The organism is Burkholderiales bacterium (assembly GCA_036262035.1).
In the GTDB taxonomy this organism is placed as follows: Bacteria; Pseudomonadota; Gammaproteobacteria; order Burkholderiales; family SG8-41; genus JAQGMV01.
In genome coordinates, this window is record DATAJS010000008.1 from 88,864 (window position 1) to 108,143 (window position 19,280).

The following is a 19,280-nucleotide window of genomic DNA, read 5'->3' on the forward strand; positions in this document are numbered from 1 at the left end:
ATGTACCACGGCACGCCAGCGGCAGGCCACGGCCCATCGGTAGTCAGCGAGAGCCTGAACCGCAACTGCGGCTTTCATTACGCGACCGGAGAGCTGCTCCATCGGCATCGGAGCGACTGGCAGCTGCTCGAAGTCCTCGAAACGCCCGAGTTCGGCCGTGTGCTGCGGGTCGACGGCATCACCATGACGTCCGAGCACGACGAGTTCTACTACCACGAGAATCTCGTGCACGTGCCCGCGCTGGCGCACCGCGGGCCGCAGAACGTGCTCATCATAGGCGGCGGCGACGGCGGCGCGCTGGAGGAAGTGCTGAAACACGCGTGCGTTCGGCACGTTTCGCTCGTCGAGCTGGACCCGGCGGTGATCGAGTTGTCGAGCCGCTATCTGGAGTCGATCCACCGCGGCGCGTTTCGCGACCCCCGGGTGACGCTTCATTTCGCAGACGGCCGGCACTGGCTGACGTCGTGCGAGCACGCATTCGACCTGATCCTCCTCGATCTGACCGATCCGGTCGGACCGTCACAGGCTCTTTACACGGCCGAGTTCTACGAGCTGTGCCGAACGAGGCTGGCGCAAGGCGGCGTTCTCGCATTGCACGTCCAATCGCCGGTTGCCCGGCCGCAGACTTTTGCCCGTATCGCGGCGACCCTGCGGTCGGTCTTCGCGCACGTGCGGCCTTACCTCGTCTACGTGCCTACCTACGGCACCTGGTTTGCGATGGCGACTGCCTCCACGACTGTCGACCCCATCGCCGACAGCGTCGCCGGCATCATGAGCCGATTCGACGAGCGCGCGCTCGGCGAGCTGCGGTTCTACAACCCGGCCACGCATTTCGCCGGTTTTGCATTGCCGAATTTCGTTCTGGATCTGCTGAGGCAGGACGTCGCGATCGTCACCGACGCCGGCGAACGCCTCGACGGTCATCCGGAGTTTGATTGCTGCTGTCTCGCGCAACGGCCACCCAGCGCCGTCACGAGCACGACCGCGGCGGAGCCCCGATGCCCAAACGCTGTATGACAAACCGCGCCCGGCGAACGTGCGTCTTCGCCGGGCCCTCGACAGCCGGCCAGGCGATCGAGGGATTCCAGCTGCGCCCGCCGGCAACCCGCGGCGCTCTCATCGACGCCGTCCGCGACGGCTACACGCAGCTCGCATTCATCGACGGAGCGATCGACCTCGGCGACCAGGTACCGCTGCGTGAGCTCAGGGAAGTTCTGGCGATGCCCGAAATCAGGCTGTACGGAGCGGCGAGCATGGGTGCGATCCGCGCGGTCCAGCTCGCTCAGTGCGGTATGCGAGGGGCCGGACGCGTCTTCCGCCTGTTTCGCCGCGGTGCTCTGACCGATAGCGACGAAGTTTTCGTGCTGCATGCGCCGGCCGCCTTGCGCTATCGGCCGCTGACGCTGCCCCTGATAAACATCCGGTTCACGTTGCGGTCGTTGCGACGTTACGGCGAGATCAGCGCCGCCGAAGAGCGTGCCATAGGCGCGTACATGCGGGACATCCCGTGGTTCGACAGGGACAAGCACTCGGTAATCGCAGCGGTCTTCGCGATATGCGGCAGCAATCGACGCGCGCGCGTGATGAACAGCTTCGAATGCGCATACCGCGACGTAAAACAGCAAGACGCGCTGTCTCTGCTTTCGATGCTGAAGTCGAAAGCCCCAACATATCCAGGAGCCGCACGACGTGAATGTGTGGGAATTCGTCAATAGACTTCATTGCTCACGCGACCATTGGCGCTGGCGTCAGAAAGACGCACACGACAACGTCGTCCGTGAATCGACTCCGTTCCCGTTATTTCTGAGCTGCCTGGCCGACGCGCGCCTGCACGGCTTCGACCTGGCGATCCATCCGTTCGCGCTCGTGAACGAGTGAGGTCATTGCGGCGGTATCGGAAACAGCGTGGTTCCGGTTGACCGGCTTATCCGATCGCCCGTGTTGTCCGATCATCGGTCGTCGGGTGCAGACACAGCCGCTCTTCAAGGAGGTGCAGATGAACCGGTGGCGACTTAGATCCGAGCTCGTTTGGGCCGGCAGCGAAACCGTAAGTGAGCTGCTTTTCAATCTAGAGCATGGCAAGCGCACTGTAGTGAAGCTGCCGTTCGACTGCCATCCGCTCCTGTCCAGGGCCCTGTACGGAGCCGCGAGAGTCCGCGGACGCATCGATGTCACGGCGGATTCGACTCTGCTTCTGCGGCTGGCCGCGCTCGATGAGTTCGCTGTCCTCGGGGACCTTGCGAATCCCGTCCGCGACAGCGGCACACGCCTTCGCTTGATAAGCCCGCGTCCGCACCTCGTGTTCAATTTTCGCGCCGACGGCCCGGTCATCGCGGGTCGCAGCCCGCGCGACCTGCAGCTCGCGTCGTCGCGCATCGCATGAAGCATCGTTTGACGGTCCTCGCTGCCACTGATCTTTCCGGCATGGCGTTCCTTGCGGTCCGGAGGGCGGCTGCGATCGCGCGGGCGCGCGGCGCGAGACTCGAGCTTCTGCACGTGATCGACTCGTTCTCGACGGCGTGGGCGGACGCTCATCTCGCGTCGAGCCCCAACAGCTCCCCCCTCACGCTACCGGCCGAAGAGGGGCTGACGGCGATTGCGGCAGCGGTCCGGACGGAGTTCGGCCTGCGCGCAAACGGTGTGGTGGTAGACGGCAAACCGGCGGTCGAGATCGCGGCTCGCAGCGAAGCGGTCGATGCAGATCTCGTCGTGCTCGGGGCCCGCGGCATGAATCCCGGCCTGACGCCCTTGCTCGGCACGACCGCCCAGCGCGTGCTGGCGCGCAGCCGCAGGCCGGTCCTGTTGGTGAAGCGAGCCGGCGCAAGCGATCAGATGAACACGCCCTATCGACACATCGTGGTCGGTTCCGACCTCTCGCCCGACGCCGCGGCGGCGACGCACTGCGCGCGCGCGCTATTTCCTGACGCGACGGTCACGCTGCTTCATGCGTATGAGGGGCTTTGCCAGGCCGAGCCAGAACAGCCGCCGGTCGAGACCGATGAAGCGGGCGTGGGCGGGACCGAACCGGTCGACAGGCGCCGGGAATTGGAAGTGTTCGCCGAAAAAACGCGAAACACGGACGCATTCCGCGTCGTCCGCCATGGGTCCGCAGCCCGACGCATCTGCGAGTACGGGCGCGACAGCGCAGCGGACCTGATCGTCGTCGGATCCAAGCGCACGTCGTTGCGTCGTCGGTTAGCGATCGGCGGCGTCAGCATGGACACGATCGTCGCGGCGGACTGCGACGTACTTCTCGCGCGGACGCCGCCCAACATTTTCCTGAACCGTTAAGGGAGTACTCATGAATTCGATCCAAAAGGCAGTAATACTCCTGGGCATCGGCGCTCTGCCCCTCCTCCTCCTGTTCATGCACGGCATGGGCTACAAGGGAATCGGCGTCGCCGCCGTCGCAGGCATAGCGTTGATCGGCGGGGTGGTGCATGCACTGCGAGGTGCGCGCTGAAAGGCGGCCTCGGTCGTGCGACCGGACCCGAGCGTGCCTGAGCGATCGCATGTCCATCGTTACCGCTCTGCACGGCCCGACGCTGCTCGTGACGTTCGCAGTGACCAATCTCATCATGGCCGCGGCCATCTGGCTGCGCTTCCTGCGAACGGCCCGCGCAGGCTTGCGGCCATGGGCCTGCGGACTTGCCGCCCAAAGCGTCGCCGCCACGCTGCTGCTCGCGCCGTTCGAGTCCGAGAAAGCTCTGCTGGTCGTTGCCGCCGTGGTCCTCGCGCTCGGCGTTAGCACCCAGATGCTGGCGGCCTGCTCGTTGCTTCATCGGCGCGCGCCGACCTGGCTCCTCATCACCGCGCCCGTTCTCGCGATTGCCGCATTCGCGCAGCCGGCGTTCGCGGGCCACAGCTCGCTGCTCCTGCAGCCGCGCTTCGCGGCGCTCCTGCTCGCCTTTCATTGCATCACGACGGCCTCGTCGCTGGCGTTCGTGATTGCCGCGCGCAATACCGACTCGATCTTCCGTCGATGACGTCATCCGACCGGGCGTGTCATGTTCACAGCACGGCGCCCCGGGTGCCCGTGCCGAGTATCGGCACCACGTCGTGATGCGCTGATGCGCTCTCCTCCGCGCTCGCAGGCCACCTCGAGCGTGGACGGATATGTTCGTGCAGCCTGCTGCATAATCACCGTGCCCTCCGGCCTCGGTGAATGGAATGATGCGCATGGATCTCGACGACATCGCCGTATTCGTCAAGGTGGTGGAAGCCGGCAGCTTCAGCCAGGCCGCACGCCTGCTCGGGATGCCGAACACCACCGTCAGCGCGAAAGTGGCCCGACTCGAAAAACGACTCGGGGTGACGCTCATCCGTCGGACAACCCGCAAGCTCCATATAACGCGCGCCGGGCAAGCGTATTACGAGCGATGCCGGCGCGGCTTGACGGAGATCGAGACAGCCGAGGCGCAGATCACGTCGGCCGCTACCGAGCCCCGCGGCACCTTGCGAATCAGCGTCAACGTGTACCTCGCCCACAGCGTGCTCCCGGCCCTGATTGCCGAGTACACGAGACGATACCCCGGCACCAATGTCGAAGTTCGCGTGGCGAACGGGCTGGCCGATCTGCTCGCCGAGGGCATCGATCTGGGGATCGTGGCCGCGGAGCTCAAGGACTCCACCCTGGTGGCCCGGCGCTATCTGACATTTTCCTTCGGTCTCTGGGCCAGCCCGCACTATCTGGAGAAGCACGGGACACCGCGGTCTCCGCCAGATCTGAAACACCACGAGGTCCTCGCTTTCTCTCCGCTGTGGAAAGGCCGGATCCGGTTGAACGAGGGGCGGCATTCCTTCGAATTGCCCGCCCGCGGTCGCATTTCGGTCGACGATCCGGAGGCGCTGCGAGAGTTTCTTGTGGCCGGCTGCGGCATCGGCACATTGCCTGACATCCTGGCGCGAGAGGCTGCCCGCGCGGGCGAGCTCGTACGGGTTCTGCCGCGCTGGAGCTCGTCCGCCGGCGCGGTATCGTTCGTGTATCCAAGCCAGCCTTTCGTGCCGGCGAAAGTCCGGGCGTTTATCGATCTCGCGCTCGAGGCCGAAAAGCACCTGAAGTAGCGGCTCGCGGCGCTGCGCCCGGCGCGCGCGAGCGCAGGTTCCCCGCGCTACGAGCGCTTTGCCGCTTCCGGGTGTTCGGCGGCGTCCAGCGACTCGCGAAGCACCGACGCGCGCAGCAGCAGCGTATAGGTGATCGGCGTGGTCACCACCACGAACGCCACGAGCACCAGCTCGTTCAGCACGAGCCTGGACTGCAGCGTCGAAAACAGGATCATCGAGCCGAGGGCGACGAATGCGGTCCCGAATGTCGTGCCCAGTGTAGGTGGATGTATGCGCTCGTAGAACGTGCGCAGACGAATCAGGCCGATGGAGCCGATCAGCGCAAAGATCGCGCCGGCCAGGATGCACGCTGCAGCGATCACGGCAACCAGGGGCGACAACGCAGCGAGTTGTGTCATTCGATCACCTCTCCACGCAGGAGAAACTTGGCAAGTGCGGCGGTGGAGACGAAACCGAGCGCGGCGATGACGAGGGCGATCTCGAAGTACATGCCCGAGCCCTCGCTCACGCCGAACACCAGCGCCAGCAGCATTCCGTTGACGTACAGGGTATCGAGCGCAAGGATACGGTCTTGCGCTCGCGGTCCGAGCATTGCGCGCCAAAGCGCGCACGCCATCGCCACACCGAGCAATACCTGCGCGGTCAGAACCGCGGCATTCAGGAGCATCAGGCTCATCCGAAGATTCCCAAAAGACGACGTTCGTAGCGATCCCGTATGACGTGCACCCACTCGGCCTCATCGACGAGATCGAGAACGTGCATCGTCAGAACGCCCGCAGCCGAGTCGTAGCCCGCCCACGCCGTCCCCGGCGTGGACGTGATGATGCACGCGAGTATCGCCAGGCCGCGGGGATCGCGCAGCTCGAGCGGTATCTTTACGAACCCCGCTTTCCGGCGCCGATCACCCGGCCGTAAGACGATCCACGCGACGGCGAGGTTCGAACGCACGACGTCCGCGAGGGCCACCACGAGCAGCCCGAGCGTCAGCCTGAGCTTCACGCGACCTGCCTGCGGTGTCTCGACCGCCGCGAACGCCAGCACGCCGGCGGTGGCCACCGCCGCGCCGAGCAGCACGTCCGCGGCCGTCATGGCGCCGTTCAGAACGAGCCACATCGCAAGCAGCACGGCCCAGAGCAGCGGGAAGCGAAGCCTGGCGCTCATCGGGTGTGAACCACTCCGCGGACGTACTCGGCCGGCGCGTGCAGCGATTCGGCGGCGGCCCTGAGGTATTCCATGACGCTTCCGGCGCCCACGGTCATCGCGACACACAGGCCGATCAGGAGAAACACCGGCGCGATTTCGACGACCCGAACGCTCACGACCTGCGCGTCGCCCACCCAGAAGCGGCGAACTCCCGCGCGGGCAAGCGCGACGATGGCGGCAAAGCCCGACACGATCAACAACGCGAACAGCGACCACGCCGCCCCGGAAAGGCGATCGAGATCGAAGAGCGCGTGCAGCAACCCGAATTTGCCCACGAACCCGGCCAGTGGCGGCAGGCCGGCCAACACGACTGCGCACAGCACGAAGGCGCTGCCGAGCAACGCGAGCGAACCGGGGATGGCGAAGCCGACCTCGGCCTCCTGCGGGAGCTCTTCCTCGGGCTCGATGTACGCCTCGGCGGTCACCGCAAGAATGTCCGCGCCGGGCGCCCGCCCCCGCTCGAGCAGCTCGACGAGCAGGAACATCGCGCTCACGCCGAGCGTCGACGCCGCCAGGTAATAGAGCGCGGCGCTCGTCACCGCGACATCGCGCACGGCCACCGCGGCGAGCAGTGTGCCCGCAGAGACCACGAGGCTGTATGCGGTGACGCGCCGCAGGTTCTGCGACGCCATCACGCCGATCGCACCGAACGCCAGGGTGACCAGCCCGCCCGCCATGAGCACGTCGGCCCCGTACGGTTCGACGGTGCCGTCGTCCACGAAAAACAACAGCCATGTCCTCAGGACCGAATACACCCCCACCTTCGTGAGCAGGGCGAACATGGCCGCTGCGGGCGGGCTCACCGCCGCATACGTGCCGGGCAGCCAGAAGCTGAGCGGCCACATGCCCGCCTTGACGAGGAAGGCGACGGCGAGCAGCGCGGCGCCGGCGTCGAGCAGCCCGCGGTCCGCCGACGCAACCGCAGGTATGCGCACGCTCAGTTCGGCCATGTTGAGCGTACCGGTCGTTCCATAGATGAGGCTCGCCCCGACGAGGAACAGCAGCGAAGCCAGCAGGTTTGCGGCTATGTAGTGCAGGCTGGCGCGCACGCGCGCCGTCCCGGCGCCGTGCAGCGCGAGCCCGTACGAAGCGACCAGGAGAACCTCGAAGAATACGAAGAGATTGAACAGATCGCCCGTGAGGAACGCGCCGTTGACGCCCATCAGCAGAAACTGGAGCAGCGCGTGGAATCGCGGGCCCGCGCCATGCCAGCGCGCCATGGAGAACCATCCCGCTGCCAGGCCCAGAACGCCGGCGAGCAGCACGAGCGCCGCGGAAAGCCGATCCGCCACGAGCACGATGCCGAAAGCGGACGGCCAGTCGCCGACGCGGTACACCAGAGGTCCGGCCCCCGCCACGGCGGCGACGAGCGCTGTCGCGCAGGCGATCAGCGCCAGGGCGGCGCCGAGGCTGATCGCGGCCTTGAACTCGACGCGACGCTCGTTGACCAGCAACAAGGCCGCCCCCGTGAAGAGCGGCAGCACGATCGGCAGGATCGGCAGGTGCTGCGCGAGGCTCATTCGTCGGGCTCCCGCCCGTCCACATGGTCGGTGCCGGTCAAACCGCGAGCGGCGAGCAGCACCACGAGCAGCAGAGCGGTCGTCGCGAAGCCGATCACGATCGCCGTCAGCACCAGCGCCTGCGGCAGCGGATCGGCGTAGTCGGCCGCGGCCTTCGCCCCGGCTTCCACGATGGGCGCCGCCCCGGCGCGCAGCCTGCCCATCGCGACGATGAACAGGTTCACCGCATACGAGAGCAGCGACAGGCCGATCATCACCTGGAACGTGCGCGGCCTGAGCACCAGCCAGACCCCGGAGGCCGTGAGCACGCCGATGGCTGCCGCGACGATGAGCTCGTTCACGTCTCTTCCTCTGCGCGGTGCGCTCGCAGCGATTGGTGCGCGAGCGCGATGAGCATCAGTACCGTCGAGCCGAGGACCACCATGAACACGCCGATATCGAAAAAGAACGCGCTGGGCAGGTGGACGTCGCCGAGCACGGGCAGCCGCGCGTGGAGCACGTGCGAAGTCAGGAAAGGGTGTGCGAAGAACCATGCGCCTGCGCCCGTCGTGCCGGCGATGAGGAGGCCGGCTCCGACCAGCGCGACGGGCTTCAGGACGAGACGGCTTTCGATCCATCGCGTGCCGCCAGCCATGTATTGAACGATGAGGCCGACCGCGACCGTGAGGCCGGCCACGAACCCCCCGCCGGGAAGGTTGTGCCCCCTCAGCAGCAGATAGGCGCCGAGCACGATCGAGCCGGCGAGCATCAGCCGCATGAGCACTGCGGGGACGAGCATGTCGTCGGCGAGCGCGCGCGCGCCGTGTGTGCGCTGCTGCGGCGGCGGCCGCATGCTCTCCACGGCCGGCCGGAACCGCCGCAACAGCGAATAGACCGCGATCCCGACCGCGGCGAGAACGGTGATCTCGCCGAACGTATCGAATCCGCGGAAGTCCACGAGGATCACGTTCACCACGTTCGTGCCGCCGCCGTCCGGCACAGCGTGCTTCACGAAGAACTCGGAGATGCTCTGCGGCAGCGGACGAATCATCACCGCATACGCGAGCGCGGACAGGCCCAGCCCCGCCAGCACCGCAATGGCCAGATCCCGCGCACGCCTCGGCAGCGCCGCCAGCGCCCCGGCCCGCGTGTGCTCGAACGGAATGCGTTTCGGCAGCCAGCGCAGCCCCAACAGCAGCAGCACCGTCGTGACGATCTCGACCACGAGCTGCGTCAGCGCAAGATCGGGCGCGGAGAGCCACATGAAAGTGAGACACGTGGCGAGCCCTGCCCCGCCGGCGAGGATCAATGCCGCGAGCCGGTGGAACTTCGCCAGCACCGCGGCGGCGAGCGCGCACGCGCCGCCCACGGCCCACAGGAGCGTGAACGCGATGTCCGGTCGAGCGACGGCGAAGCCGATGGACGGGGCGCCCGCCGCGGCGATCGCTGCAAACGCGAACGCGAGCGCGACCAGGAGTATCGATCGAAGCTGCGCCTGAAGGCGTTCGGTGCCGACGGCGCGCTCGAGCCATGCCGCCCAGCGCACCGAGACCGCCATCATGACTGCGTCGAAGATGCGGCGCGCGTCGAGCTTCAGGAGCAGCGGCATCCGACCGGAGCCGGCGGCCAGCCGCCCGCGCAACGAGAGATACAGGCCCCCGCCTCCCGCAAGCGCGAGCACGCTCATGACCAGCGGCGCGTTGAGTCCATGCCATACGGCAAGGCTGTAGGTCGGCGTCTCCGCGCCGAGCACGGCCCGCACCGCCACGTCGAGAAACGGGCCGATCGTGAGGGCCGGCACGACGCCTACGACGACGCAGGCGAGCACCAGGACGTCGATCGGCGCGCGCATCCATCGCGGCGGCTCCTGGGGCTTGCGCGGAAGGTCCGTCGCGTCCGGCCCGAAGAAGGCGCCATGGATGAAGCGTACCGAGTAAGCGACGCTGAACATGCCGGCCGTGGTCGCGACGTACGGCAGCGTCCGATCGAGCCAGGGAACCGGACCTTCGACGTGCAGCGACTGCGCGAAGAACATCTCCTTGGACAGGAAACCGTTCAGCAGCGGCACGCCTGCCATCGCCGCTGCGGCGACGATCGCGAGCGTGGCCGTTATAGGCATCGCCCGCCGCAGGCCGCTCAGCCGGCGAATGTCGCGAGTCCCGGTCTCGTGGTCGATGATCCCGGTCGCCATGAAAAGGGAGGCCTTGAACGTCGCGTGATTCATCATGTGGAAAATGGCCGCGACGGTCGCGAGCGGGCTGTTCATCCCCAGCAGCGCAGTGATCAGCCCGAGGTGGCTGATCGTCGAATAGGCGAGCAGCCCCTTGAGGTCGTTCTGGAAGATGGCGATGTAGGCGCCGAGCACGAATGTGACCATGCCCGCCAGGCCGACGGTCCACATCCAGAGGTCGGTTCCGCCGAAGACCGGCCAGATCCGCGCCAGCAGGAACACGCCCAGCTTCACCATCGCCGCCGAGTGCAGGTACGCCGAGACCGGCGTCGGCGCGACCATCGCGTTCGGCAGCCAGAAATGGAACGGGAACTGCGCGCTCTTCGTCAGCGCCGCGATCAGGATCAGAACGAGCGTGGGCGCGTACAGCGCGTGTGATCGAACCTCGTCCCCGGAAGCGAGCACCACGTCCAGGTCATAGCTTCCGACCACGTGACCGACCAGCAGGACCGCCGCCAGCAGGCATAGCCCGCCCGCCGACGTCGTTATGAACGCCATGCGGGCGCCGTCGCGCGCGGCGGCGTTGCGGTGCCAGTAGCCGATCAGCAGGAACGAGAAAAGGCTCGTGAGCTCCCAGAAGAACACGAGCTGCAGCAGATTGCCCGAGAGGACCACCCCGAGCATGGAGCCCATGAAAGCGAGGAGGAAACAGTAGAAGCGCGGGATCGGGTCGCGCGGGCTCATGTAGTAGCGCGCGTATACCACGACCAGCAGCCCGATGCCGGTGACCAGCATGGCGAACATCCATGCATAGCCGTCCATGCGCAGAGAGAAATCCACGCCGTATGCCGGGAGCCACCGAATCGCCGCGTGGACTGCACGCCCGGCTGCGATCTCCGGAAAAAGCGCGGCTGTAACGATGAGCGCAGCGCACGCGATGCCGGCGGCGAGCGTCGACTCGAGCTTCGAAGCCGTCTGCGGAAGGAGGATCGCTGCGGCGCTTCCGACAAATGGAAGCGCCAGCAGGACGAAAATGAACGTGTGCGCGGTCACCGGCTAGTCGTCGCTCGATATGAGAGGCGACCGGTGCGTATGCGCGCCGCCCGCTTTCAGGGAACCCACCCCTGCGGCTGCCCGCAAGCGTTCGACCCGATTCGGTGCGTCAGCGAGGCCGGTCCCCCGCCGAGTATAAACGCAGGCCAGGCGATCGGCTCATCGCGTACCGAGGCCTTTGATCGCGCGGTTAGCCGGCGCGGGACACCGGCGCGCGGACGACGAGGACGTCGCGGTCAGCGCGCTGTGCCAGGTCGTGGCTCACGCTCGCCCCCAGCACATCGGCCCACCACGACTGGGTATTCCTCACGACGACGATCAGGTCGGCGTCGAGCTCGGCCAAAGTCCGCAGAACGCCCGGGACGGGCCAGCCGTATCTCACGAGCGTCCGTGCCGGGTTGATCGCCGAGTGCCGATCGAGCAGCGCCGCCATGCCGCGCGCGGCTTCGCGCTGCGCGTCGACACGGTGTGGCGCGATATCGGCTTCCGGAACTCCCGCCCACTGCAGCTTGCCATCGAACAGCGCGCGATAGACGTGCAGCAGCGTCACCGCAGCGTTGGGAGCGATTGCTTTTACCGCCGCGAGCGCTCCCGTGATGTCCGTCTGCAAGTCGGTCGCAACGAGGACGCGCTCGTACGGCGATTGCGGGATACCCGCAACGACGAGCAAGGGCGCCGCTGACTTCCGCAGCAACCCGCGCGCAGCGCGGTCGAGGTACGGGACGATGAACGGCAGCGGCTTCCTGCGCTCGACCAGGACGAGGTCCGAGGCCTTGGTCAGCGCCAGTACGTCGTCTTCCCGAGCGGGCCTGACGATCGTCGGGCGCGGATGGGCGCCGGCCGCGATGAGCTCCGCCCGCTTGTCGGGCGCACCCCTGCCCTCGCCCGAGCTGCTCACCAGGATCAGCCGTTCGATCGGCGTCGCGCCGGCGTTCGGAACGGGGCGCACGACATCGCGCAACACGCCGGTGCCGCTTAAACCGAAGCCGTCGCTCACGATCTCCCGTGAGATCCCCAGGTCCGCTCGAGCAATCGCAGGCTGCAGGCCTATTACGTTCCGCAATCTGTTCATATCGTCAAAGATAGCCGCCTCCTGTCGGGTTGATTAGTACCGTTGCATGAACAACTGTGTTCCGCTCCGTGCACAATCGCGCGCGGACAGCTTCGATGACGGAGCTGCGCCCCGCGTCTGCGGGGCACAGCGTCCTCAAGGCGTCACGCGTGAGCGTGCCCGCCCGCCCGATACGTGCTTCGTGCGGTATCGACGCTGGGCGCGGTAGCGCCGGTCTGCGCCAGCACGAGCAGGCCGCCTGCGATGGCGAGGTTCTTCATGAAGCTGATCGTCTGCGCCGGATCTGCGAAATCCATGTGGAAGAACACGGCGGCGACGATCGAGAACGCGGCGAGACCGACCGCGGTCAAGCTCGTTTTGAAGCCCGCGATCAGCGCGAGCCCGCCCAGCAGCTCCACGGCGATGACGGCAGGCAGCAGCATGCCGGGCACGCCTGCCGAGTCCATATAGGCCTGTGTGCCGGCGAACCCGCCGATCTTCGTCCAGCCGGAAATGATGAAAATGTGCGCCAGCAGAAAGCGGCCGGCCAGGTTCAGTACGCGATCCATATCGTTCTCCTTGACTTGAATGTTCAACTTCAGCGCGCACGCTGTCGGCGACCGTCCGCGTCAGTCGGAACCGACTATGCGAGCTGCGGCGTCACCCGCGCGCCACTGCGATCCGTCGGCTGCGCCCGGCCGGTCTCGAACAGAAACCACGTGCGCTTCTCGGCCTCGTCGATGAGGTTCTCCAGCAGGCTCGCCGTGGCCACGTCGCCGTACTCGTCCGCCACCTCGTGAGCTTCTCGCAGGGCTTTCGCAAGCGCCCTGTTGTCCGCCTCCAGCTCACGCAGCATCTCGGCAGCGGAGACCGATTCGCGATCGTCGTCGGGCACGCGCTGGAGTCGCGCGACATGTCCGATCGAGCGCAGCGTGCCGCCTCCGATCTTTCTCACCCGCTCCGCGAGCTCGTCCGTCGACGCCAGGAGCTGCGAGGCCTGCTCGTCGAAGAGGATGTGATAGTCGCGGAAGTGCGGGCCGCTCACGTGCCAGTGAAAGTTCTTGGTCTTCAGGTACACCGCGAACGTGTCGGCCAGCGCCTTGTTCACCGAATCGGCGATGGCGGAAGCCGCCTTCAGCGGCAGATCTCTCGCACTCGTCAGCCGGTTCGCCGACCAGCGCTGTTGGCTGGTCTGAGTAGCGGTAGTCGTAATCATGTAGGTCTCCTTTTGTCGGTTGATCTGTTATTCGATCGGTTCGTCGCGTGCATCCTCCGCGCTCGAGTGCCGCTCGTACGCGTAGAACGCGATCGGATCGCTCGCCGGGAAGGTCGATTCCAGCGCCGCGTCGAGCGCGCGCTCCATACGGTCTTCTCGTGTCATCTTGTCTCCTTGCCAAATTGCGCAGGCAGCCGGGTCGCGTTGCGCGTATCGTCGCTGCGCTGCATGAGTCCTACTGTAACGCGGCATGCCGTCCCTGATTAGCCGGTTCGGACGGGAATGTTTATGCAACACCGCGGACAATCCGACGGCTGAGGCGAGCGTCATCACGGCAGGACCAGATCGTGCATCCTGCTGCACAGTCTTTTCCGCGGGATCTTCGGCGCAAAACCGACGCACTAACGTCTTTTGCAGGCCCATCGATGCCTGCTGCAGTTCGTCGGCATCGTCAAACACAGGAGCTCATATGACCCACTCGATCGCCGTGCTCGTCGGCAGCCTTCGCCGGGATTCCTTCAATCGTCGGCTCGCATCGGCGCTCATGAAGCTTGCGCCGTCGGATTTCTCGTTCACGCAACTCCAGATCGGCGACCTGCCTCTCTACGATCAGGACGACGACGCAACACCCGCGGCAGCCGTGAAGCGCCTGAAAAGCGAGATCGCGGCGGCCGCCGGCGTGCTCTTTATCACGCCCGAGTACAACCGGTCCGTTCCGGGTGTGCTCAAGAACGCCATCGATCATGCGTCTCGGCCCTACGGCCAGAGCGCGTGGGCAGGCAAGCCTGCCGGTGTGATCGGCGTCTCGGTGGGCGCTATCGGCACTGCGGTCGCGCAGCAGCACCTCCGGAGCATCCTCGCCTATCTGGACATGCCCACATTGGGCCAGCCCGAGGCCTTCATTCAGATGAAGGAGGGTCTGTTCGACGATGCCGGCGACATCGGACCCGGCAGCAGGCAGTTCCTTCAGGACTGGATGGACCGCTACTGCGCCTGGGTGAAGCGGCACACGCCACTGTCGTAGCTCCCTCCGCGCATTCCCGAAGGGACCCGGCGTGCGGTTACCGCGCGTCGCGCCCGAAGCGCCGCCACACGAAAAGCGCGCCGGCAAGGAGGAACGCCGATACGGCGACCAGGCCCGCGACCGTGTCCGGCCGCGGCGTTCGAATCGCTGCTTCGGCGCGATCGAGAAACACGATCGTCAGCACGAGCGCGGGCGCAACGCCGATCGCGGTACTCACGAGGAAGTCGCGAAATCTCAAACGGGACGCGCCGGCCACGAGATTCACGACCGGGAACGGCGCGATCGGCAGCAGGCGGATGACGGCGAGCGCGACGATGCCCCGCCTCGTGAACCTGCGGGTGATGCGGTTGAGACGGTCACCCGCAATGCGCCGCACCGTGTCACGGCGCAGGCGCCATCCAAGCCAGAAGGTGGCCGCCGCATTCAGGAGCGCCCCGACGAATGCGTAAAGGCCGCCCGCGAACGGTCCGAAAACGAGGATGGTGGCGACCATGAGCACCGTGATCGGAAACGCGAGGAAGCCGCCGAGCACGAATGCGGCGACGGCCGCGAGCCCCGCACCCGGGGCGTCCGCCGCGTCGCGCGCAGCGCCGATCAGCGCTCCGAGAGCAAACCACTCGCGCACCGGCGTCCAGCGCGTGATCGCCGCGAGCGCGGCGAAGAGGAGCAGCCCGGCCGAATACTGCGCTACGCGAACCGCGAGAGGTTTGCGCGCGTCGGGAGGCACGAGCTCGACGAGCATCGCTTCCGGGTCGACCGGCTTTTCCGGGTCGACGAGCGCGCTCGCCGGAAGCAGGTACTCCACATCGGGCGACAGCGGCGGATCGATCGGCTCCAGCGTGCGGCCCGGCCGCCTCAGCGCTTCGACGGCTTCGATCACGCTGCCACTGGCACGCCCGATCTCACGGCCGACCACGTCGGGCGTGGTCGCAAGATGCTCGGCCAGCAGGCGATTCCTCAGGCTCGCGATCAGTCCGCGTATGCGGTCGTCTCCACACGCTTCGATCGCGATGTTGCACTCGGTGTCGAAGCCCATCGAGCGGTTGTTGAAATTCGCCGAGCCTACGCTGGCGAGCTCGTCGTCGACGACGAGCACTTTGCTGTGCACGTTCAGGAGGTGCGGCCGGTCGAGGCCGGGAATGTGCGGATACAGGAGCCGGTAACGACCGTTCGCATCGGCCTCGGCGAGCTTGCGATGCAGATGCGCCCGCAGCAGACCCATCGTTCGCGTCTCGAGCCAGCCCTCCTCGGTGAGACGAGAGACGACGACGACTTCGGGGCCATCCTTTTCGCGCAGGCGCGCGGCGAGCGCGGAGCCGACCACGCTCGAGCTGAAATACTGGTTCTCCAGATAGAGCGAACGCCGAGCCGCGGCAATGGCATCGGCGTAGAGCCGGCGAATCTCCCGGACCGGCTGTCGCGTGAGGTATCCCGGATCGGTGCGAGCGATCGCGACGTCGATGCCGGTGATCTCGGGCGAGACGTGAGCCGGCCACGGGTCGCTCGCGGCGGCGCTGAAACCGGCCGGGCGCTTGCCCGTCGCGCGCACCCACCGGTCGCGACAGAGGTCGCCCAGGGCCCGTGCGGCCGGGCCTTCCACGATCGCCTGCACGTCGTGATTCGGGCGCGACTGCCGGCCCTGCGCGTCGAGCCGATAGGGCTGCACGGCCTCGTGCTCCGGAGTGTCCCAGCGGCCGTGAGTGAGGTCGAGGCCGCCGACGAAGGCCACTGAATCGTCCACCACCACCACCTTTTGATGATGCGAACCACTGAACGGATGCCTGTCGTCCAGGCGAAACTCCAGGCGCGGCCGCGGATGCGTTTTCCAGCCGAGCTTGTAGAGAGGCAACCACTCGCGGTCGCCCGCGTATACCATCGCAAAATCCCAGGACAGCACGTACATGGAAAGGTCGCGTTCGCGGCGTACGACTTCTTTCAGAAATTCACCGAGCGGCTCGGGATAGCCGTCGTTCGCGCCCTGCGGCACGAGCAGAATGCGGCTGTCGAAATCCCAGCCGAGTATGAAAACGCTGCGTTTCGCCCGCCGGATGGCGGCGCGCACGGCAGCGAAATACGGAGCGGCATCGATGAAAAACGCGAGGCGTCGCGCGCGCTCGACGCGCCAGCAATTGCGTCCCGGAATCAGGAGCCTCTTCGTCACGAAGGACGATTGTAGGCGCAGCGCCGCCGCGTGCACCCGCGGCGGCATTTACGTTGCATCGAGCCGCGGCGAGCTTCAGCGAACGCCGGAACCCGCGCGGCGGCCGAATAGACGGCCGTCACCTATGCCGCGTCTACGGAGCGGGCTCCGATCCGGGCACGGCATGAGGAGACCTCATGAACAAGATCAGCCAGACATCCATGCGCAATAGCAGTCCGTCAGCGCCCTCTCGTGTACCCGCCGGCGGAACCGGTGCGAGCGGAGACAACAAGCCGCAACCCAGAATGCCTCCACGCCGGGTGTGGATGTGGTTCGCTATCGCGCTCCTCGTGAACTACACGATCACCAGCTTGCTCATGCCGGGCGCCGAGGCGCCCGTCACGGTTCCCTATACGTTGTTCAGGCAGGAAGTCGCCAACCAGAACGTGGAATCGATTTACGCGCACGGGGAGACCATGACGGGCCGGTTCAAGTCGCCGGTCAGCGTTCCGCTCTCGTCCGACGAGCAGCAGCGCGTAGAAGCGGCGAAGAAGGCGTCCGACAGCGGCGGGCTTACCGGCTGGCTGGCCAACCGAATGGACGGCGGACGCAGCGAGCCCAAGACCGCCAGCCATTTCGACACCACACTGCCGTCGTTCGTCGATCCCGGTCTCGAGAAATTCCTGATCGAGCACGGCGTGGAAATCAGCGCCCGGCCGATTCAGCAGGGTACCGGCCTCGTTCCGATGCTGCTCTACGGATTCGGACCGGCGCTCCTGATCATCCTCTTCTACGTCTGGCTCTACCGCCGCGCCCGGCAGGGCGGCGGCATGGGCGGGCTCATGGGCATCGGCAAGAGCAATGCCCGGCGCTTCGATCAGGAGCAGGACACGAAGGTGACCTTCGATGACGTCGCCGGCATCGACGAGGCCGAGAACGAGCTCGTGGAGATCGTGGACTTCCTCAAATCGCCCGAGAAGTACACGCGCCTCGGCGGCACGGCCCCGAAAGGGGTCTTGCTCGTCGGCGCGCCCGGAACGGGGAAAACGCTGCTCGCACGCGCGGTGGCCGGCGAAGCGGGCGTGCCCTTCTTCTCGATGAGCGCCGCCGAGTTCGTGGAGATGATCGTCGGCGTGGGCGCCGCGAGGGTGCGCGACTTGTTCAAGCAGGCGCGCGAACATGCGCCGGCGATCATATTCATCGACGAACTGGACTCGATCGGACGCGCCCGTGGAGGCATCGCCATGGGCGGCGCGTCGAGCGAACACGAGCAGACGCTCAATCAGATCCTGACCGAGATGGACGGCTTTTCGAGCCGTGAAGGCGTGATCGTGCTCGCCGCCACCAACCAGCCCGACGTGCTCGACAAGGCCCTTCTGCGGCCGGGGCGCTTCGACCGGCGGGTCGTGGTGAATCTTCCGGACCGCAAAGGCCGCGAAGCGATCCTCAGCGTCCATACGCGCAAAGTTCCGCTCGCCGACGATGTGGATCCCGAACGCATCGCCTCCACCACCCCGGGTCTGTCGGGTGCGGACCTGAAGAACCTGGTCAACGAAGCGGCGCTGCTCGCCGCACGCCGCAATCAGGATCAGGTGCGGCAGGCGGATTTCATGGATGCGCTGGAAAAGATCGTGCTCGGGCCCGAGCGGCCGATCCTGCTCAGCCGCGAAGACCGTGAGCGGATCGCCTACCACGAAGGCGGTCACGTGATCCTCGGTCTGGTCGTCCCGGGCGCGGATCCGGTGAACCGGGTGACGATCGTCCCCCGGGGAATGGCGCTCGGCGTCACCTATCAGCGACCGCAGACCGACCGCTACAACTATCCCGAGGCTTACCTGCGTGCGCGCATCGTCGGCATGCTCGGTGGACGCGCGGCGGAAGAAGTCGTCTACGGAACCCGCACGACGGGCGCCGAGAACGACATCGAGCAGGCCACACAGCTCGCACGCAACATGGTGACGCGCTGGGGCATGAGCGACAAGGTCGGACTGGTGCAGCTTGCGCCGCGGCAGAATCCCTATCTCGGCGGCGCTGCCGGTCTCGTGCGCGACAATTCGCTCGCCGAAGACACCGCGCGGCTCATCGACAGCGAAGTGCGCCGTATCATCGACGAGTGTTACAGCGAAGCCAAACGCCTGCTCGCGCAGTATCGCGGGCAGCTCGACGCGCTGGTGCAGGCGCTGATGGCGCGCGAGACGCTGAACGAGCACGAGATACTCGAAGTGACGGGGCTGCCGCCGGCGCCCGAGCTCGAGAACACGCCGCTGCACATCGCTGCAGACAGCGCGCGCTCCTGAGGAGGTGACGAGATCCTTGCCCGCGAGCATCGGCCGCAGCACGTTATCGACGATCCCGAACGCCGGCACGCCGGGGCGACCTGCTCGAACCCGGAAACAGCATTGTTCCCGTACGGCGGTTTATCGAAGCGGCGCCGCATGCGACGATTGCCTTTCTGTGGAAGCAAAGGCATGTTCAGAAAAAGGAGACGATAAAGTGAGGCGCATAAAGGCGATGGACGACGTCCAATTGCACGAGGAAATGCATCGGCTCGAGCGTGACGCCGAAGATTTCAGGGTCCGGGCGGCCAGCGTAGCCGCTACGCTCGAGCACAGCGGGCGCTCCGTCATTTCAGACCCGCTTCACCAGCGGCTCACGTCGATCCACGCGTACCTTCGCGACGAGCTGAAAGGTGCCCGGCAGGAAGCGGAGCGACGCGCGGCGGCGCCGCGCCGGCGGCCGACGTGGTCTCTCCGGTCGCTTTTCCGCGGCGAGGCGGCGCGCGCGTAAGCGCGTTTCGGGACGGGATCGGCCGTCGCGCCCGGGCTGCGAAGGCGCCTTCCTGCGCGGCCCCCCTTCCATG

General features: G+C 66.6%; 21 protein-coding genes. 10 read left to right on the forward strand and 11 right to left on the reverse strand.

Annotation, left to right across the window (positions count from 1 at the left end; translation table 11 throughout):
- The 7 genes from speE to VHP37_05695 all read left to right on the forward strand — a co-directional run bounded on the left by speE (window position 1) and on the right by VHP37_05695 (window position 5,064).
- A complete protein-coding gene (gene speE / locus VHP37_05665; GenBank protein HEX2825813.1) occupies window positions 1-1,017 on the forward strand; it encodes a polyamine aminopropyltransferase in 1,017 nt (338 codons plus the stop codon).
- Window positions 999-1,715, forward strand: a complete 717-nt coding sequence (locus tag VHP37_05670; protein ID HEX2825814.1) for a TfuA-like protein — start codon at window positions 999-1,001, stop codon at window positions 1,713-1,715. The genes speE and VHP37_05670 overlap by 19 nt, the downstream gene beginning before the upstream one ends.
- A 281-nt stretch (window positions 1,716-1,996) precedes the next feature.
- Window positions 1,997-2,383, forward strand: coding sequence for a hypothetical protein (locus VHP37_05675; protein HEX2825815.1), 387 nt, complete (start codon window positions 1,997-1,999; stop codon window positions 2,381-2,383).
- A complete protein-coding gene (locus tag VHP37_05680; GenBank protein HEX2825816.1) occupies window positions 2,380-3,291 on the forward strand; it encodes a universal stress protein in 912 nt (303 codons plus the stop codon). Before VHP37_05675 ends, VHP37_05680 begins: the two co-directional genes overlap by 4 nt.
- 10 nt (window positions 3,292-3,301) lie before the next feature.
- A complete protein-coding gene (locus VHP37_05685) occupies window positions 3,302-3,463 on the forward strand; it encodes a hypothetical protein (protein HEX2825817.1) in 162 nt (53 codons plus the stop codon).
- A 49-nt stretch (window positions 3,464-3,512) separates the two neighbouring features.
- On the forward strand, window positions 3,513-3,986 hold the full coding sequence (locus VHP37_05690; GenBank protein HEX2825818.1) for a hypothetical protein: 474 nt from the start codon (window positions 3,513-3,515) through the stop codon (window positions 3,984-3,986).
- Between the two features lie 193 nt (window positions 3,987-4,179).
- A complete protein-coding gene (locus VHP37_05695) occupies window positions 4,180-5,064 on the forward strand; it encodes a LysR family transcriptional regulator (GenBank protein ID HEX2825819.1) in 885 nt (294 codons plus the stop codon).
- 47 nt (window positions 5,065-5,111) lie between these two features.
- On the opposite strand, the gene mnhG is transcribed toward VHP37_05695, so the two are convergent.
- The 10 genes from mnhG to VHP37_05745 form a co-directional block, all read right to left on the reverse strand.
- Window positions 5,112-5,462, reverse strand: a complete 351-nt coding sequence (gene mnhG / locus VHP37_05700) for a monovalent cation/H(+) antiporter subunit G (protein HEX2825820.1) — start codon at window positions 5,460-5,462, stop codon at window positions 5,112-5,114.
- Window positions 5,459-5,740, reverse strand: coding sequence for a K+/H+ antiporter subunit F (locus VHP37_05705; protein ID HEX2825821.1), 282 nt, complete (start codon window positions 5,738-5,740; stop codon window positions 5,459-5,461). The genes mnhG and VHP37_05705 overlap by 4 nt, the downstream gene beginning before the upstream one ends.
- The gene (locus tag VHP37_05710; protein HEX2825822.1) at window positions 5,737-6,225 is read right to left on the reverse strand and encodes a Na+/H+ antiporter subunit E; all 489 of its coding nucleotides are present in this window, start codon (window positions 6,223-6,225) and stop codon (window positions 5,737-5,739) included. Before VHP37_05710 ends, VHP37_05705 begins: the two co-directional genes overlap by 4 nt.
- The gene (locus VHP37_05715) at window positions 6,222-7,787 is read right to left on the reverse strand and encodes a monovalent cation/H+ antiporter subunit D (protein ID HEX2825823.1); all 1,566 of its coding nucleotides are present in this window, start codon (window positions 7,785-7,787) and stop codon (window positions 6,222-6,224) included. Before VHP37_05715 ends, VHP37_05710 begins: the two co-directional genes overlap by 4 nt.
- Window positions 7,784-8,128 (reverse strand): Na+/H+ antiporter subunit C, encoded by a 345-nt coding sequence (locus VHP37_05720; protein ID HEX2825824.1) that lies wholly within the window; start codon window positions 8,126-8,128, stop codon window positions 7,784-7,786. The genes VHP37_05715 and VHP37_05720 overlap by 4 nt, the downstream gene beginning before the upstream one ends.
- On the reverse strand, window positions 8,125-10,989 hold the full coding sequence (locus VHP37_05725) for a monovalent cation/H+ antiporter subunit A (protein HEX2825825.1): 2,865 nt from the start codon (window positions 10,987-10,989) through the stop codon (window positions 8,125-8,127). Before VHP37_05725 ends, VHP37_05720 begins: the two co-directional genes overlap by 4 nt.
- 190 nt (window positions 10,990-11,179) lie before the next feature.
- Window positions 11,180-11,986, reverse strand: coding sequence for a universal stress protein (locus VHP37_05730; GenBank protein ID HEX2825826.1), 807 nt, complete (start codon window positions 11,984-11,986; stop codon window positions 11,180-11,182).
- Window positions 11,987-12,204: 218 nt separating this feature from the next.
- Window positions 12,205-12,609, reverse strand: coding sequence for a DoxX family protein (locus VHP37_05735; GenBank protein ID HEX2825827.1), 405 nt, complete (start codon window positions 12,607-12,609; stop codon window positions 12,205-12,207).
- Between the two features lie 74 nt (window positions 12,610-12,683).
- Window positions 12,684-13,256, reverse strand: a complete 573-nt coding sequence (locus VHP37_05740; GenBank protein ID HEX2825828.1) for a DNA starvation/stationary phase protection protein — start codon at window positions 13,254-13,256, stop codon at window positions 12,684-12,686.
- Window positions 13,257-13,283: 27 nt separating this feature from the next.
- Window positions 13,284-13,421 (reverse strand): hypothetical protein, encoded by a 138-nt coding sequence (locus VHP37_05745; protein ID HEX2825829.1) that lies wholly within the window; start codon window positions 13,419-13,421, stop codon window positions 13,284-13,286.
- A 304-nt stretch (window positions 13,422-13,725) separates the two neighbouring features.
- Here VHP37_05745 and VHP37_05750 point away from each other — a divergent pair, with 304 nt between their 5' ends.
- Window positions 13,726-14,280 carry an NAD(P)H-dependent oxidoreductase gene (locus VHP37_05750; protein ID HEX2825830.1) on the forward strand — a complete coding sequence of 185 codons (555 nt, stop codon included), beginning with the start codon at window positions 13,726-13,728 and terminating at the stop codon, window positions 14,278-14,280.
- A gap of 37 nt (window positions 14,281-14,317) precedes the next feature.
- Here VHP37_05750 and VHP37_05755 read toward each other — a convergent pair whose 3' ends face one another.
- Window positions 14,318-16,441, reverse strand: a complete 2,124-nt coding sequence (locus tag VHP37_05755; protein HEX2825831.1) for a VTT domain-containing protein — start codon at window positions 16,439-16,441, stop codon at window positions 14,318-14,320.
- A gap of 284 nt (window positions 16,442-16,725) precedes the next feature.
- Here VHP37_05755 and ftsH point away from each other — a divergent pair, with 284 nt between their 5' ends.
- On the forward strand, window positions 16,726-18,717 hold the full coding sequence (gene ftsH, locus VHP37_05760) for an ATP-dependent zinc metalloprotease FtsH (GenBank protein ID HEX2825832.1): 1,992 nt from the start codon (window positions 16,726-16,728) through the stop codon (window positions 18,715-18,717).
- Window positions 18,718-18,931: 214 nt separating this feature from the next.
- A complete protein-coding gene (locus VHP37_05765; protein HEX2825833.1) occupies window positions 18,932-19,207 on the forward strand; it encodes a hypothetical protein in 276 nt (91 codons plus the stop codon).
- Window positions 19,208-19,280 lie beyond the last annotated feature (73 nt).

Excerpts from the sequence above, each read along its gene's own strand:
- VHP37_05685 (HEX2825817.1), top strand. The coding sequence starts at position 3,302 with ATGAATTCGATCCAAAAGGCAGTAATACTCCTGGGCATCGGCGCTCTG.
- mnhG (HEX2825820.1), bottom strand. The coding sequence starts at position 5,462 with ATGACACAACTCGCTGCGTTGTCGCCCCTGGTTGCCGTGATCGCTGCA.
- VHP37_05735 (HEX2825827.1), bottom strand. The coding sequence starts at position 12,609 with ATGGATCGCGTACTGAACCTGGCCGGCCGCTTTCTGCTGGCGCACATT.
- VHP37_05680 (HEX2825816.1), top strand. The coding sequence starts at position 2,380 with ATGAAGCATCGTTTGACGGTCCTCGCTGCCACTGATCTTTCCGGCATG.
- VHP37_05675 (HEX2825815.1), top strand. The coding sequence starts at position 1,997 with ATGAACCGGTGGCGACTTAGATCCGAGCTCGTTTGGGCCGGCAGCGAA.
- VHP37_05765 (HEX2825833.1), top strand. The coding sequence starts at position 18,932 with ATGGACGACGTCCAATTGCACGAGGAAATGCATCGGCTCGAGCGTGAC.
- speE (HEX2825813.1), top strand. The coding sequence starts at position 1 with ATGTACCACGGCACGCCAGCGGCAGGCCACGGCCCATCGGTAGTCAGC.
- VHP37_05670 (HEX2825814.1), top strand. The coding sequence starts at position 999 with ATGCCCAAACGCTGTATGACAAACCGCGCCCGGCGAACGTGCGTCTTC.
- VHP37_05705 (HEX2825821.1), bottom strand. The coding sequence starts at position 5,740 with ATGAGCCTGATGCTCCTGAATGCCGCGGTTCTGACCGCGCAGGTATTG.
- VHP37_05710 (HEX2825822.1), bottom strand. The coding sequence starts at position 6,225 with ATGAGCGCCAGGCTTCGCTTCCCGCTGCTCTGGGCCGTGCTGCTTGCG.
- VHP37_05740 (HEX2825828.1), bottom strand. The coding sequence starts at position 13,256 with ATGATTACGACTACCGCTACTCAGACCAGCCAACAGCGCTGGTCGGCG.
- ftsH (HEX2825832.1), top strand. The coding sequence starts at position 16,726 with ATGCCTCCACGCCGGGTGTGGATGTGGTTCGCTATCGCGCTCCTCGTG.
- VHP37_05750 (HEX2825830.1), top strand. The coding sequence starts at position 13,726 with ATGACCCACTCGATCGCCGTGCTCGTCGGCAGCCTTCGCCGGGATTCC.
- VHP37_05690 (HEX2825818.1), top strand. The coding sequence starts at position 3,513 with ATGTCCATCGTTACCGCTCTGCACGGCCCGACGCTGCTCGTGACGTTC.
- VHP37_05715 (HEX2825823.1), bottom strand. The coding sequence starts at position 7,787 with ATGAGCCTCGCGCAGCACCTGCCGATCCTGCCGATCGTGCTGCCGCTC.
- VHP37_05695 (HEX2825819.1), top strand. The coding sequence starts at position 4,180 with ATGGATCTCGACGACATCGCCGTATTCGTCAAGGTGGTGGAAGCCGGC.
- VHP37_05745 (HEX2825829.1), bottom strand. The coding sequence starts at position 13,421 with ATGACACGAGAAGACCGTATGGAGCGCGCGCTCGACGCGGCGCTGGAA.